General features: G+C 36.8%; 14 protein-coding genes and 2 pseudogenes. 10 read left to right on the top strand and 6 right to left on the bottom strand.

What is annotated here, in order from left to right:
* Positions 1 to 199, top strand: a 199-nt coding sequence (locus tag AAY42_RS18390) for a Pycsar system effector family protein (RefSeq protein ID WP_055391983.1), incomplete at its 5' end; no start/stop codon positions are given.
* Positions 200 to 221: 22 nt separating this feature from the next.
* On the opposite strand, the gene AAY42_RS00070 is transcribed toward AAY42_RS18390, so the two are convergent.
* On the bottom strand, positions 222 to 2,594 hold the full coding sequence (locus AAY42_RS00070) for a GAF domain-containing protein (RefSeq protein ID WP_055391982.1): 2,373 nt from the start codon (positions 2,592 to 2,594) through the stop codon (positions 222 to 224).
* Between the two features lie 115 nt (positions 2,595 to 2,709).
* On the opposite strand from AAY42_RS00070, the pseudogene AAY42_RS00065 reads away from it, so the two are divergent.
* Positions 2,710 to 3,610 (top strand): annotated as a pseudogene (locus AAY42_RS00065) (metallophosphoesterase).
* Between the two features lie 3 nt (positions 3,611 to 3,613).
* Here the strand turns inward: AAY42_RS00065 and AAY42_RS00060 are convergent.
* Positions 3,614 to 4,876 carry an aminotransferase class V-fold PLP-dependent enzyme gene (locus tag AAY42_RS00060; protein WP_055391978.1) on the bottom strand — a complete coding sequence of 421 codons (1,263 nt, stop codon included), beginning with the start codon at positions 4,874 to 4,876 and terminating at the stop codon, positions 3,614 to 3,616.
* Between the two features lie 96 nt (positions 4,877 to 4,972).
* Between AAY42_RS00060 and AAY42_RS00055 the strand changes: the two genes are divergently transcribed.
* Both AAY42_RS00055 and AAY42_RS00050 read left to right on the top strand, forming a co-directional pair.
* Positions 4,973 to 6,145, top strand: a complete 1,173-nt coding sequence (locus AAY42_RS00055) for a helix-turn-helix domain-containing protein (RefSeq protein ID WP_055391979.1) — start codon at positions 4,973 to 4,975, stop codon at positions 6,143 to 6,145.
* A gap of 75 nt (positions 6,146 to 6,220) precedes the next feature.
* Positions 6,221 to 7,204, top strand: coding sequence for an acyltransferase family protein (locus AAY42_RS00050; RefSeq protein WP_082433274.1), 984 nt, complete (start codon positions 6,221 to 6,223; stop codon positions 7,202 to 7,204).
* Here the strand turns inward: AAY42_RS00050 and AAY42_RS18385 are convergent.
* From AAY42_RS18385 to AAY42_RS00035, 3 genes are all read right to left on the bottom strand, one after another.
* Positions 7,193 to 7,765, bottom strand: coding sequence for a hypothetical protein (locus tag AAY42_RS18385; protein ID WP_055391981.1), 573 nt, complete (start codon positions 7,763 to 7,765; stop codon positions 7,193 to 7,195). The genes AAY42_RS00050 and AAY42_RS18385 overlap by 12 nt on opposite strands.
* Before the next feature lie 27 nt (positions 7,766 to 7,792).
* Positions 7,793 to 8,029 carry an acyltransferase family protein gene (locus tag AAY42_RS18380; protein ID WP_055391980.1) on the bottom strand — a complete coding sequence of 79 codons (237 nt, stop codon included), beginning with the start codon at positions 8,027 to 8,029 and terminating at the stop codon, positions 7,793 to 7,795.
* A 75-nt stretch (positions 8,030 to 8,104) separates the two neighbouring features.
* A complete protein-coding gene (locus AAY42_RS00035; protein ID WP_055391979.1) occupies positions 8,105 to 9,277 on the bottom strand; it encodes a helix-turn-helix domain-containing protein in 1,173 nt (390 codons plus the stop codon).
* A gap of 96 nt (positions 9,278 to 9,373) precedes the next feature.
* Here AAY42_RS00035 and AAY42_RS00030 point away from each other — a divergent pair, with 96 nt between their 5' ends.
* A complete protein-coding gene (locus AAY42_RS00030) occupies positions 9,374 to 10,636 on the top strand; it encodes an aminotransferase class V-fold PLP-dependent enzyme (RefSeq protein ID WP_055391978.1) in 1,263 nt (420 codons plus the stop codon).
* Between the two features lie 3 nt (positions 10,637 to 10,639).
* On the opposite strand, the gene AAY42_RS00025 is transcribed toward AAY42_RS00030, so the two are convergent.
* The gene (locus AAY42_RS00025) at positions 10,640 to 11,536 is read right to left on the bottom strand and encodes a metallophosphoesterase (RefSeq protein WP_055391977.1); all 897 of its coding nucleotides are present in this window, start codon (positions 11,534 to 11,536) and stop codon (positions 10,640 to 10,642) included.
* Positions 11,537 to 11,651: 115 nt separating this feature from the next.
* Here AAY42_RS00025 and AAY42_RS18450 point away from each other — a divergent pair, with 115 nt between their 5' ends.
* The 5 genes and pseudogenes from AAY42_RS18450 to AAY42_RS18430 form a co-directional block, all read left to right on the top strand.
* Positions 11,652 to 11,948 (top strand): hypothetical protein, encoded by a 297-nt coding sequence (locus tag AAY42_RS18450; protein ID WP_055391976.1) that lies wholly within the window; start codon positions 11,652 to 11,654, stop codon positions 11,946 to 11,948.
* A 25-nt stretch (positions 11,949 to 11,973) separates the two neighbouring features.
* Positions 11,974 to 12,471 carry a hypothetical protein gene (locus tag AAY42_RS18445; RefSeq protein ID WP_245625566.1) on the top strand — a complete coding sequence of 166 codons (498 nt, stop codon included), beginning with the start codon at positions 11,974 to 11,976 and terminating at the stop codon, positions 12,469 to 12,471.
* Positions 12,472 to 12,541: 70 nt separating this feature from the next.
* Positions 12,542 to 12,691 (top strand): hypothetical protein, encoded by a 150-nt coding sequence (locus AAY42_RS18440; protein ID WP_245625565.1) that lies wholly within the window; start codon positions 12,542 to 12,544, stop codon positions 12,689 to 12,691.
* Positions 12,692 to 12,702: 11 nt separating this feature from the next.
* Entirely contained in the window at positions 12,703 to 13,281 is a 579-nt protein-coding gene (locus tag AAY42_RS18435) for a hypothetical protein (RefSeq protein WP_055391974.1), read from the top strand.
* A pseudogene (locus AAY42_RS18430) lies at positions 13,223 to 13,877 on the top strand (GAF domain-containing protein); the annotation flags it as partial. The gene AAY42_RS18435 and the pseudogene AAY42_RS18430, both read left to right, overlap by 59 nt.

Below are 13,877 nucleotides of genomic sequence, written 5' to 3'. Positions count from 1 at the left end.
ATATGAATGGGCCATCCAAGAATTGGTAAAAGACAAGGACTACATTTATTCTTCACTTACCAAAGACCTTTATTTTCTGGGGCTTGTCCTAAATAGAAAGTATAAGATATTGAGAACAACCTATACTATTTTTATTATAGGGATAGTAATATCTGTATTGGCATTTGGCCTCGCATTTCATTTTTTTGGGGCCGGATAGAGTAGCATAAAGAAACTTATTACTAAGATTTCAATTCCTCCATTAAATCATTATAGGTATAGGTTCTTTCGGATTGTGTGTCCTTTGTATATAGAATTTCAGCCCTTATTGCCTTAAGTCCGGTGACACCTTGCAAACCTTCAAGTTCTACAATTTCAATGTTATTTGTAAAATAACCTTTAGCTTTTAAGAATTTAATGTAGCGCATATATTCCTTTTCGTCTTTTCGTTGGGAATATACTATTGCCAATTTCCCCTTCTGGGTCAATCTTTCATTGGTTCCTTTAATGTATGATTTATCAATACGCTTTTTAATGATTTCATACCTGGCATTGTAGGTGCCATCTACATCAAATCGTTTTTCGTCCATTCTAAATCGTATGGACAGGGAAGTACTGTACACTAAAATTAGGGAAGCCACATCCAATTTTACTGGAAGTTTGGTCTTAAGCGCGTAATATTTGTTTTCCATATCACACATAACCTGTAGTTGCCACAACCTTAGATTACTTAGGTAAAGCTTATCAAAATTACGGTCATTGGCAATGGAACTTCCAATATACATATTGTGCTCTACTCCATCTGTTTTGTATCTCTCAAAGTAATGTGGAAACATTTTTTGGGCATCAACTTGTTTTCTATCCAATAAAGAAGCAAGCTGCATATTGGCTTCCATCACACTATTGTCATAATTCCGGCGATGGTCGTAATATGATTCTGTAGTTGGATCTATTTGACTCTCATACTTCTCAACAAGCAGATTTATCTCCTTATCCTCTTTCTTTAAATGTTTGAAAACAGGTGCTACTTCTTCCTGTACAAAATCAAAAATTGCCTGCTCAGTATGGGTATAAAGTGTTTCTCTTAACTCTTCAAGATAGGTGTCCACCCTAAACATCAACTCCTCATAAATGGGAAGTTTATACTTTTTGACAGCTGACCAGAGTACTTCATTAATTTCTGAAAGCTGAATCATTAAATCCCTCTGTATTGAGAGATTTCTTTCTTTTGAGGACTCCTTAATATCAATCTGTCCATACAGCGGATAAACATCTTTAAATACTATTTCCTTAAAAACAGGTTGATTTCCAATCAGTTCGTCCGACATGAACCGCTTGGCCTCCTCTTGAAATTTCCAATAGACGGAAGAATGAACCGTTGTACACTCGTGTTGAATAATGGCATCAACCAAATTTTCCTCTTCTTCTATGGATCGTATAACCGCGGAAACAATAAATGGCATTACATCATCCAGCTTGTTCGCATTTATGCTGTTAAGCTCATTTACCGTGGTAGAAACCAATTCCAAAACACCCAAAAGGTTTCCATTGTCCGCAATTGGTGCCAAAATAGCACTTTTTATCCCCTGCTCATGAAGGTTCTTGTAGGGTTGACCTCCGTTGGTCTTTTTATAATATTTTTCTACATTGGAAATGGCAAAATAGGTGTTCTCCTTAAAGAGTTTATCATAGGAATAACCGCATAGCATGGTATCGCAAGATTCCATTTCCTTACCCTTTAGAATGTGGCTTTCGATACCCTTCCCATATATTTTTAGGAATCGATTTGTCTTGGAATCATATCCCGCAAACCCAACGCTGATTTTTTTAAGGTTAAAAAGCGACCTAAAGGTATCCTGAAAACTGTCCATAAAGTTTTCATTTCCTCTTTTATTGCTTCCAATAAGTGTGGATTTTATTTCCGAAATGGAATGTTCGGCAGTTACATCGAACATATTGGAGATTACAAAACCCTTTGAAATAAAACTGTTTGGCGGTATTTTTTCTTTCCAAAGATCTAGATTGTCAAAATTTTCCAAGAGTTCGTCAACGTCTTCCTGAGAAAGTTCCTTTGATTTGTCTGTAGGAATGATTTCCATAAAATCTGCATTGTACAGTATTCTATAATGTCTCATTACCCCATTTGCGTCCGGAATATCATAAAACAAAGGTCTTTTAAAGTCCATTTTAAAACCGTAGTAGTAACTCAGTACCACGGTACATTTCATGATATAATTGAGCTCCATGGGTAAATTCCGGATTTCCAGCTCAAATCCTTCACCTGCATTCTGCAAAATATTTTGAAACCTTTCGGAGGAGTTAAAAACCAAATTATCAAATGGCGTGGAAGCTGTCTTAATCTCATTCAAGGTAAGCACCGGGGCAAATGTGTCCGCCAGAATGGTGCTAATCACATCCTCATGCTTCTTTAACAGCCCAACATCATCAAAACCTTCCCGTAGTTCAGGAAAAGGTGCCTGTGCATCCAATACGTGCTTGGCCCTATTTACCAAGTACACATCCTTGCTTTCTAGCTGATTATCATAGTGTTCCAATAATTTATTGAAACTTATCAACTGCAACATGGGACTTTCAGCATTGTAGTTTTGCTCCATACCAGTATTAGACGAGGTTTAGCCTATAAAGTTACAAAAAGAAAATATGCGCCAATGTTAAGGGAATCTTTATGGTTTTAACTGCAATTTTTAGATATTTAGTAAAATTTGCTGAATGTCATCGACCACAAGACTTGACCGCGCTTACCAAAATGCCAAAATCATCTCTTTTTGATGATGACTCAAAGTTTATCTTTTTTAGCGATTGCCATAGGGGAGATAATAGCTTTGCTGATGATTTCGCAAATAACCGAAACATTTATTTTCATGCTCTAAACCATTATTATCGTGAAGGATTTGAGTATTGTGAACTGGGGCGATGGCGACGAACTATGGGAAAAACCTCAGCTTTGAATCCATTTTTGAAGCTCACAAAAATATTTTTTCAATTGTTACGTCAATTCCATTTGGAAAACCGGTTACATATGGTTTGGGGAAATCATGATATGGTATATAGGGACGAGACTTATGTGAGCAAACATCTCTCAAGTTATTTTGAACCTATTGATGATTCGGACAAGGCTCTTTTTGAAGGCATAACGTACCATGAAGCACTTATTCTAAAACATAAGGAAAATGGACAAGAACTGTTCTGCACCCATGGACACCAGGCCGATTGGTGGAATTATGTTTGTTGGCGTATTGGTCGGTTTTTGGTTCGCATTCTTTGGAAACCTTTACAGGTGGTTGGAATTGCAGATCCAACCAGTCCAGCTAAAAACTACAAAGAACTCATACGAATTGAACGGCGGATCAAGCGTTGGATTTTAAAGAATACCCTTAAAATTACAATTGTAGGGCATACGCATAGACCTCGCTTTCCCGAACCAGGTCAAATTCCTTTGTTTAATGATGGTAGTTGTGTTCACCCAAGAAGTATTACCGGAATTGAGATTGAAAATGGGAAAATTTCATTAATCAAGTGGCAAATTGCAACAAAACCTGATGGTACGCTACAAATTGTTCGGATTTTGCTGGAAGGCCCTGAAAAATTAGCACATTATAAAACGGAATAGCCTTTATGCTCTCTTTGCTAATGTTTTTATTACCGTTACAAATTTATCAAGCTCTTCTGTAGTAGTATATACGTTGGGGGTTATCCTACAACCATTCACGTTGGCATATTCAATTCCAACGGTCCATATCTGAAACTCTTCCAGTAAGGTCTTGGCCAAATCCTTGGCTCCCATATTGGTGAGACCAACATTGGCTATTCCACAACTTCGTTCTTCTGCCTCCGGGGTATTGATAATTACATTTTCAACATTTCGCAATTGATCGCTCCAGTACCTTTGAATGAATCGCAGTCTATTTTCCTTTCGTTTCAATCCAATCATTTCAAGATAATCAATGGCATCATTTATGGCCAAATCTGAATGCACAGGGTGGGTTCCGATATGGTTCAATCGCTGAATTTTATCAGAATCAGTTACATGATCCGCCAATAGCGGCCATATTTTTCCAATATTTTTCTTGGCAACATATAACATGCCCGTGCCCAAAGGAGCACTTAACCATTTATGCAGACTTGAACCGTAATAGTCACAATTCAATTCACTAATGTTGACCTCAAAATGGCCTATACAATGTGCACCATCTACCAAAACCTCAACTCCATAGCTATGTGCCATATCACAAATTTTACGGATGGGAAGAATATGTCCAGTAATATTGATCATATGGCTGACCATTATCAATCTGGTGTTTGAGGTGATTTGGGATTCATATAATGTAACCAATTCATCATCCGAATTTGGATGGTTCGGTACAGAAACTTCTTTACAAACAACACCATAACGTTCACTAATCTGACGAAAATGGTCTCGCATTGAACCGTAATCCTGAATGGCGAATATGGCTTCATCACCTTTTTTCCAAGGATATCCTCCAATAATCATATCCAAAGATTCCGTAGTATTACGAGTGATTATCAATTCTTCAGACTGACAGCCGACCAAATTTGCCAGTCTGGCAGCTACTTTTTTCTTGTTGTCCCACTGTACCGTTCGCATATAAAAAGAAGCTTCATAATTTACATTCTTAATATGCTTAAGATGGTTGTTCATGATTGGGATGGGCACAAAATTGTAGTACCCATTTTCAAGATTTATATAGTCTGGTTTAAGGGAGTAGTCCTTTCGGATTCTTTTCCAAAATTCATCATCATTGTTTTTAGGGTAAGGTAGGTTTGTATCTTCATTTTGTGCGCTTACCGGTATTGAAAGAAAAGGCGTGACCACCGCCGCTTGCCCCAAGCGTTTTAAAAATTGTCTTTTTTTCATAATTTTTCAATTTATTGGTTAAACGTATCTTTTGAAAGCATTGAAAAGAACCCTAAATTGAGCTATACCTAGCTCAATTTACAATATAACTCAGAATTGGAACAACTTCAATCCATATTAAATCAAATTCCAATAAGGCATGACATTGCCTCACATTTAATGCTCCTTGGGGTAGTTCAAGGATTTTTTTTAAGTTTTGTCATTTTTGCTAGGGCAAGAAAGAACTCGGCAATAACCTTTTTGGGTTGGTCTTTATTTTTTCAGTCACTGGTTTTTTTAGATACATACCTGTGCTATACAGGGCTTATTAAATACATGCTTCATTTTAACGATTCTACGGAAGTGTTTGTACTACTGATAGCTCCAACAATTTATTTTTTCACTTATGCCTTGTTAGAGAGAAAGCCAATTACCTTAAAAAAACACTGGCCACATTTTTTGCTCCCTTTCGTTTATGGACTATCGCAAATCAATTATTACAAGGGGCCTTTAGCCGTAAAACTCAACGCATACCTAGGAGCTTACTATGATAATCTGGGTTACATACCTGTTCCAGACTCCTTTAATTTTACCTATCATATTATAAAAGATGAATTTAGATGGATGATTCTTTTCAGTTTTGTCCTCTACCTTGTTCTTTCGGCTAGATTAGTTTTTAAGTCGAGACGCAAAAAGGGATTGGCTCCAAAAAAAATAAAGCTTGACAAATATGCTTTTTCCAGAAACACGGTTGCGCTTTTTGTTTTTTTGCTGATTTTCCTATTTCTTATTTTCTTAAATCATGATGATGATAGTGGGGATCACTATATTGCCATTCTGCAAACCGTAATCACCTTCATCACAACTTTTTTTATCATTTCAGAATCTCGATTTTTTGAAAATTCCTGGATTGCGGACAAATATGAAACACTTACCTCCAACGGGTTAAATTTTATTGAAATTGAAAGCTTTATCCACGATAACAATTACTTTAAATCTTCGGAAGCAACTCTAAACGACCTTGCTAAAAAGCTTGAAACAAACCCCAATTTGGTTTCCAAACTGATCAATACCGAAACCGGAAGCAACTTCAACGACTATATCAATCAAAAAAGAGTACAGTTAGCCCAAGAAAAACTGATTAAGGCAGAGTATGCCCATTTAACGGTTGAAGCTATTGGAAATTTAGTCGGTTTTAGCTCAAAATCAGCATTTTACAATGCATTTAAAAAGTATGTGGGCACCTCTCCATCACAGTATTCAAAAAACAAAGTTTCTCCAGAATTGTAATTCAATACACTTCGGCTCCTCTTAAATTCCAATTCTTCTTCTTTGCTTCCCATCTTTGACCAAACAATTTTAACTATGGAGACAAAGATTCGCCGCTACGACTTGGATTGGTTACGAGTAATCGTTTTTGGATTGCTTATTTTTTACCATGTAGGTATGTTTTTTGTACCCTGGGGATGGCATGTTAAAAACAATGTAACCTATGATTGGCTACGTTGGCCTATGATATTTCTAAACCAATGGCGCTTGCCCATCCTATTTGTTATTTCAGGAATGGGCACGTATTATGCCTTGGGAAAAAGAAGTCTTTGGAAATTTAACCTGGAACGCTATTTAAGATTGGGTATTCCACTTGGTGTAGGGATGTTGCTCATTGTGCCTCCCCAAGTGTATTTTGAACGCCTTGCAAATGCACAATTTTCAGGGTCTTATTTTGAGTTCTTTACCACCATTGCCTTTGAAGGTATTTATCCCGAGGGAAATATAAGCTGGCACCACCTCTGGTTTTTACCCTATCTTTTTCTGTTTTCATTGGTGCTCTCTCCCATTCTTGTGTATCTACGTAGAAATGAAACAAAATTTGTAGAATGGATTAAACGACAGATTCAAAAACCATATGGACTTTACATTTTTGTTATCCCCTTATATGTACTTGAAGCCTGCGTAGAACCTTTTTTCGACATTACCCACGCATTGATTGATGATTGGTTCAATATAAGTTTTAGTATTGTTTTGTTCTTCTTTGGTTTTTTGTTGATAGCAACCAAGGATACCTTCTGGGAATGCTTGAAAAGCATAAAAACCAAAGCTTTGTTCATAGGGATCATTGCTTTCTCAAGTCAGGTTATCATATGGCTCTTCTTTGAAGATGGTTATATTATTCACTTTACCGAAGCAATGCTAAAAGTGGTGAATATTTGGTCTTGGATTTTGGTGCTTTTTGCCTATGCAGCCCAATATCTAAATAGGCCCAGTAAAACCACTTGCCTATGCAACAGGGCAGTATATCCTTTATTACATTTTGCACCAAAATCCAAGACCAAATATTCACCACTTTAGCATTGCTTCGGTAAAGTGAATAATATAACCATCTTCAAAGAAGAGCCATATGATAACCTGACTTGAGAAAGCAATGATCCCTATGAACAAAGCTTTGGTTTTTATGCTTTTCAAGCATTCCCAGAAGGTATCCTTGGTTGCTATCAACAAAAAACCAAAGAAGAACAAAACAATACTAAAACTTATATTGAACCAATCATCAATCAATGCGTGGGTAATGTCGAAAAAAGGTTCTACGCAGGCTTCAAGTACATATAAGGGGATAACAAAAATGTAAAGTCCATATGGTTTTTGAATCTGTCGTTTAATCCATTCTACAAATTTTGTTTCATTTCTACGTAGATACACAAGAATGGGAGAGAGCACCAATGAAAACAGAAAAAGATAGGGTAAAAACCAGAGGTGGTGCCAGCTTATATTTCCCTCGGGATAAATACCTTCAAAGGCAATGGTGGTAAAGAACTCAAAATAAGACCCTGAAAATTGTGCATTTGCAAGGCGTTCAAAATACACTTGGGGAGGCACAATGAGCAACATCCCTACACCAAGTGGAATACCCAATCTTAAATAGCGTTCCAGGTTAAATTTTCAAAGACTTCTTTTTCCCAAGGCATAATACGTGCCCATTCCTGAAATAACAAATAGGATGGGCAAGCGCCATTGGTTTAGAAATATCATAGGCCAACGTAGCCAATCATAGGTTACATTGTTTTTAACATGCCATCCCCAGGGTACAAAAAACATACCTACATGGTAAAAAATAAGCAATCCAAAAACGATTACTCGTAACCAATCCAAGTCGTAGCGGCGAATCTTTGTCTCCATAGTTAAAATTGTTTGGTCAAAGATGGGAAGCAAAGAAGAAGAATTGGAATTTAAGAGGAGCCGAAGTGTATTGAATTACAATTCTGGAGAAACTTTGTTTTTTGAATACTGTGATGGAGAGGTGCCCACATACTTTTTAAATGCATTGTAAAATGCTGATTTTGAGCTAAAACCGACTAAATTTCCAATAGCTTCAACCGTTAAATGGGCATACTCTGCCTTAATCAGTTTTTCTTGGGCTAACTGTACTCTTTTTTGATTGATATAGTCGTTGAAGTTGCTTCCGGTTTCGGTATTGATCAGTTTGGAAACCAAATTGGGGTTTGTTTCAAGCTTTTTAGCAAGGTCGTTTAGAGTTGCTTCCGAAGATTTAAAGTAATTGTTATCGTGGATAAAGCTTTCAATTTCAATAAAATTTAACCCGTTGGAGGTAAGTGTTTCATATTTGTCCGCAATCCAGGAATTTTCAAAAAATCGAGATTCTGAAATGATAAAAAAAGTTGTGATGAAGGTGATTACGGTTTGCAGAATGGCAATATAGTGATCCCCACTATCATCATCATGATTTAAGAAAATAAGAAATAGGAAAATCAGCAAAAAAACAAAAAGCGCAACCGTGTTTCTGGAAAAAGCATATTTGTCAAGCTTTATTTTTTTTGGAGCCAATCCCTTTTTGCGTCTCGACTTAAAAACTAATCTAGCCGAAAGAACAAGGTAGAGGACAAAACTGAAAAGAATCATCCATCTAAATTCATCTTTTATAATATGATAGGTAAAATTAAAGGAGTCTGGAACAGGTATGTAACCCAGATTATCATAGTAAGCTCCTAGGTATGCGTTGAGTTTTACGGCTAAAGGCCCCTTGTAATAATTGATTTGCGATAGTCCATAAACGAAAGGGAGCAAAAAATGTGGCCAGTGTTTTTTTAAGGTAATTGGCTTTCTCTCTAACAAGGCATAAGTGAAAAAATAAATTGTTGGAGCTATCAGTAGTACAAACACTTCCGTAGAATCGTTAAAATGAAGCATGTATTTAATAAGCCCTGTATAGCACAGGTATGTATCTAAAAAAACCAGTGACTGAAAAAATAAAGACCAACCCAAAAAGGTTATTGCCGAGTTCTTTCTTGCCCTAGCAAAAATGACAAAACTTAAAAAAAATCCTTGAACTACCCCAAGGAGCATTAAATGTGAGGCAATGTCATGCCTTATTGGAATTTGATTTAATATGGATTGAAGTTGTTCCAATTCTGAGTTATATTGTAAATTGAGCTAGGTATAGCTCAATTTAGGGTTCTTTTCAATGCTTTCAAAAGATACGTTTAACCAATAAATTGAAAAATTATGAAAAAAAGACAATTTTTAAAACGCTTGGGGCAAGCGGCGGTGGTCACGCCTTTTCTTTCAATACCGGTAAGCGCACAAAATGAAGATACAAACCTACCTTACCCTAAAAACAATGATGATGAATTTTGGAAAAGAATCCGAAAGGACTACTCCCTTAAACCAGACTATATAAATCTTGAAAATGGGTACTACAATTTTGTGCCCATCCCAATCATGAACAACCATCTTAAGCATATTAAGAATGTAAATTATGAAGCTTCTTTTTATATGCGAACGGTACAGTGGGACAACAAGAAAAAAGTAGCTGCCAGACTGGCAAATTTGGTCGGCTGTCAGTCTGAAGAATTGATAATCACTCGTAATACTACGGAATCTTTGGATATGATTATTGGAGGATATCCTTGGAAAAAAGGTGATGAAGCCATATTCGCCATTCAGGATTACGGTTCAATGCGAGACCATTTTCGTCAGATTAGTGAACGTTATGGTGTTGTTTGTAAAGAAGTTTCTGTACCGAACCATCCAAATTCGGATGATGAATTGGTTACATTATATGAATCCCAAATCACCTCAAACACCAGATTGATAATGGTCAGCCATATGATCAATATTACTGGACATATTCTTCCCATCCGTAAAATTTGTGATATGGCACATAGCTATGGAGTTGAGGTTTTGGTAGATGGTGCACATTGTATAGGCCATTTTGAGGTCAACATTAGTGAATTGAATTGTGACTATTACGGTTCAAGTCTGCATAAATGGTTAAGTGCTCCTTTGGGCACGGGCATGTTATATGTTGCCAAGAAAAATATTGGAAAAATATGGCCGCTATTGGCGGATCATGTAACTGATTCTGATAAAATTCAGCGATTGAACCATATCGGAACCCACCCTGTGCATTCAGATTTGGCCATAAATGATGCCATTGATTATCTTGAAATGATTGGATTGAAACGAAAGGAAAATAGACTGCGATTCATTCAAAGGTACTGGAGCGATCAATTGCGAAATGTTGAAAATGTAATTATCAATACCCCGGAGGCAGAAGAACGAAGTTGTGGAATAGCCAATGTTGGTCTCACCAATATGGGAGCCAAGGATTTGGCCAAGACCTTACTGGAAGAGTTTCAGATATGGACCGTTGGAATTGAATATGCCAACGTGAATGGTTGTAGGATAACCCCCAACGTATATACTACTACAGAAGAGCTTGATAAATTTGTAACGGTAATAAAAACATTAGCAAAGAGAGCATAAAGGCTATTCCGTTTTATAATGTGCTAATTTTTCAGGGCCTTCCAGCAAAATCCGAACAATTTGTAGCGTACCATCAGGTTTTGTTGCAATTTGCCACTTGATTAATGAAATTTTCCCATTTTCAATCTCAATTCCGGTAATACTTCTTGGGTGAACACAACTACCATCATTAAACAAAGGAATTTGACCTGGTTCGGGAAAGCGAGGTCTATGCGTATGCCCTACAATTGTAATTTTTAGGGTATTCTTTAAAATCCAACGCTTGATCCGCCGTTCAATTCGTATGAGTTCTTTGTAGTTTTTAGCTGGACTGGTTGGATCTGCAATTCCAACCACCTGTAAAGGTTTCCAAAGAATGCGAACCAAAAACCGACCAATACGCCAACAAACATAATTCCACCAATCGGCCTGGTGTCCATGGGTGCAGAACAGTTCTTGTCCATTTTCCTTATGTTTTAGAATAAGTGCTTCATGGTACGTTATGCCTTCAAAAAGAGCCTTGTCCGAATCATCAATAGGTTCAAAATAACTTGAGAGATGTTTGCTCACATAAGTCTCGTCCCTATATACCATATCATGATTTCCCCAAACCATATGTAACCGGTTTTCCAAATGGAATTGACGTAACAATTGAAAAATATTTTTGTGAGCTTCAAAAATGGATTCAAAGCTGAGGTTTTCCCATAGTTCGTCGCCATCGCCCAGTTCACAATACTCAAATCCTTCACGATAATAATGGTTTAGAGCATGAAAATAAATGTTTCGGTTATTTGCGAAATCATCAGCAAAGCTATTATCTCCCCTATGGCAATCGCTAAAAAAGATAAACTTTGAGTCATCATCAAAAGAGATGATTTTGGCATTTTGGTAAGCGCGGTCAAGTCTTGTGGTCGATGACATTCAGCAAATTTTACTAAATATCTAAAAATTGCAGTTAAAACCATAAAGATTCCCTTAACATTGGCGCATATTTTCTTTTTGTAACTTTATAGGCTAAACCTCGTCTAATACTGGTATGGAGCAAAACTACAATGCTGAAAGTCCCATGTTGCAGTTGATAAGTTTCAATAAATTATTGGAACACTATGATAATCAGCTAGAAAGCAAGGATGTGTACTTGGTAAATAGGGCCAAGCACGTATTGGATGCACAGGCACCTTTTCCTGAACTACGGGAAGGTTTTGATGATGTTGGGCTGTTAAAGAAGCATGAGGATGTGATTAGCACCATTCTGGCGGACACATTTGCCCCGGTGCTTACCTTGAATGAGATTAAGACAGCTTCCACGCCATTTGATAATTTGGTTTTTTAACTCCTCCGAAAGGTTTCAAAATATTTTGCAGAATGCAGGTGAAGGATTTGAGCTGGAAATCCGGAATTTACCCATGGAGCTCAATTATATCATGAAATGTACCGTGGTACTGAGTTACTACTACGGTTTTAAAATGGACTTTAAAAGACCTTTGTTTTATGATATTCCGGACGCAAATGGGGTAATGAGACATTATAGAATACTGTACAATGCAGATTTTATGGAAATCATTCCTACAGACAAATCAAAGGAACTTTCTCAGGAAGACGTTGACGAACTCTTGGAAAATTTTGACAATCTAGATCTTTGGAAAGAAAAAATACCGCCAAACAGTTTTATTTCAAAGGGTTTTGTAATCTCCAATATGTTCGATGTAACTGCCGAACATTCCATTTCGGAAATAAAATCCACACTTATTGGAAGCAATAAAAGAGGAAATGAAAACTTTATGGACAGTTTTCAGGATACCTTTAGGTCGCTTTTTAACCTTAAAAAAAATCAGCGTTGGGTTTGCGGGATATGATTCCAAGACAAATCGATTCCTAAAAATATATGGGAAGGGTATCGAAAGCCACATTCTAAAGGGTAAGGAAATGGAATCTTGCGATACCATGCTATGCGGTTATTCCTATGATAAACTCTTTAAGGAGAACACCTATTTTGCCATTTCCAATGTAGAAAAAAATATTATAAAAAGACCAACGGAGGTCAACCCTACAAGAACCTTCATGAGCAGGGGATAAAAAGTGCTATTTTGGCACCAATTGCGGACAATGGAAACCTTTTGGGTGTTTTGGAATTGGTTTCTACCACGGTAAATGAGCTTAACAGCATAAATGCGAACAAGCTGGATGATGTAATGCCATTTATTGTTTCCGCGGTTATACGATCCATAGAAGAAGAGGAAAATTTGGTTGATGCCATTATTCAACACGAGTGTACAACGGTTCATTCTTCCGTCTATTGGAAATTTCAAGAGGAGGCCAAGCGGTTCATGTCGGACGAACTGATTGGAAATCAACCTGTTTTTAAGGAAATAGTATTTAAAGATGTTTATCCGCTGTATGGACAGATTGATATTAAGGAGTCCTCAAAAGAAAGAAATCTCTCAATACAGAGGGATTTAATGATTCAGCTTTCAGAAATTAATGAAGTACTCTGGTCAGCTGTCAAAAAGTATAAACTTCCCATTTATGAGGAGTTGATGTTTAGGGTGGACACCTATCTTGAAGAGTTAAGAGAAACACTTTATACCCATACTGAGCAGGCAATTTTTGATTTTTGTACAGGAAGAAGTAGCACCTGTTTTCAAACATTTAAAGAAAGAGGATAAGGAGATAAATCTGCTTGTTGAGAAGTATGAGAGTCAAATAGATCCAACTACAGAATCATATTACGACCATCGCCGGAATTATGACAATAGTGTGATGGAAGCCAATATGCAGCTTGCTTCTTTATTGGATAGAAAACAAGTTGATGCCCAAAAAATGTTTCCACATTACTTTGAGAGATACAAAACAGATGGAGTAGAGCACAATATGTATATTGGAAGTTCCATTGCCAATGACCGTAATTTTGATAAGCTTTACCTAAGTAATCTAAGGTTGTGGCAACTACAGGTTATGTGTGATATGGAAAACAAATATTACGCGCTTAAGACCAAACTTCCAGTAAAATTGGATGTGGCTTCCCTAATTTTAGTGTACAGTACTTCCCTGTCCATACGATTTAGAATGGACGAAAAACGATTTGATGTAGATGGCACCTACAATGCCAGGTATGAAATCATTAAAAAGCGTATTGATAAATCATACATTAAAGGAACCAATGAAAGATTGACCCAGAAGGGGAAATTGGCAATAGTATATTCCCAACGAAAAGACGAAAAGGAATATATGCGCTACATTAAATTCTTAAAAGCTAAAGGTT

The sequence above is a fragment of the Flagellimonas eckloniae genome, assembly GCF_001413955.1.
GTDB lineage: Bacteria > Bacteroidota > Bacteroidia > Flavobacteriales > Flavobacteriaceae > Flagellimonas > Flagellimonas eckloniae.
This window is presented reverse-complemented; position numbering and strand designations above follow the sequence as displayed.

Excerpts from the sequence above, each read along its gene's own strand:
- AAY42_RS00070 (WP_055391982.1), bottom strand. The coding sequence starts at position 2,594 with ATGGAGCAAAACTACAATGCTGAAAGTCCCATGTTGCAGTTGATAAGT.
- AAY42_RS00060 (WP_055391978.1), bottom strand. The coding sequence starts at position 4,876 with ATGAAAAAAAGACAATTTTTAAAACGCTTGGGGCAAGCGGCGGTGGTC.
- AAY42_RS00050 (WP_082433274.1), top strand. The coding sequence starts at position 6,221 with ATGGAGACAAAGATTCGCCGCTACGACTTGGATTGGTTACGAGTAATC.
- AAY42_RS18380 (WP_055391980.1), bottom strand. The coding sequence starts at position 8,029 with ATGGAGACAAAGATTCGCCGCTACGACTTGGATTGGTTACGAGTAATC.
- AAY42_RS00030 (WP_055391978.1), top strand. The coding sequence starts at position 9,374 with ATGAAAAAAAGACAATTTTTAAAACGCTTGGGGCAAGCGGCGGTGGTC.
- AAY42_RS00025 (WP_055391977.1), bottom strand. The coding sequence starts at position 11,536 with ATGTCATCGACCACAAGACTTGACCGCGCTTACCAAAATGCCAAAATC.
- AAY42_RS18450 (WP_055391976.1), top strand. The coding sequence starts at position 11,652 with ATGGAGCAAAACTACAATGCTGAAAGTCCCATGTTGCAGTTGATAAGT.
- AAY42_RS18440 (WP_245625565.1), top strand. The coding sequence starts at position 12,542 with ATGGAATCTTGCGATACCATGCTATGCGGTTATTCCTATGATAAACTC.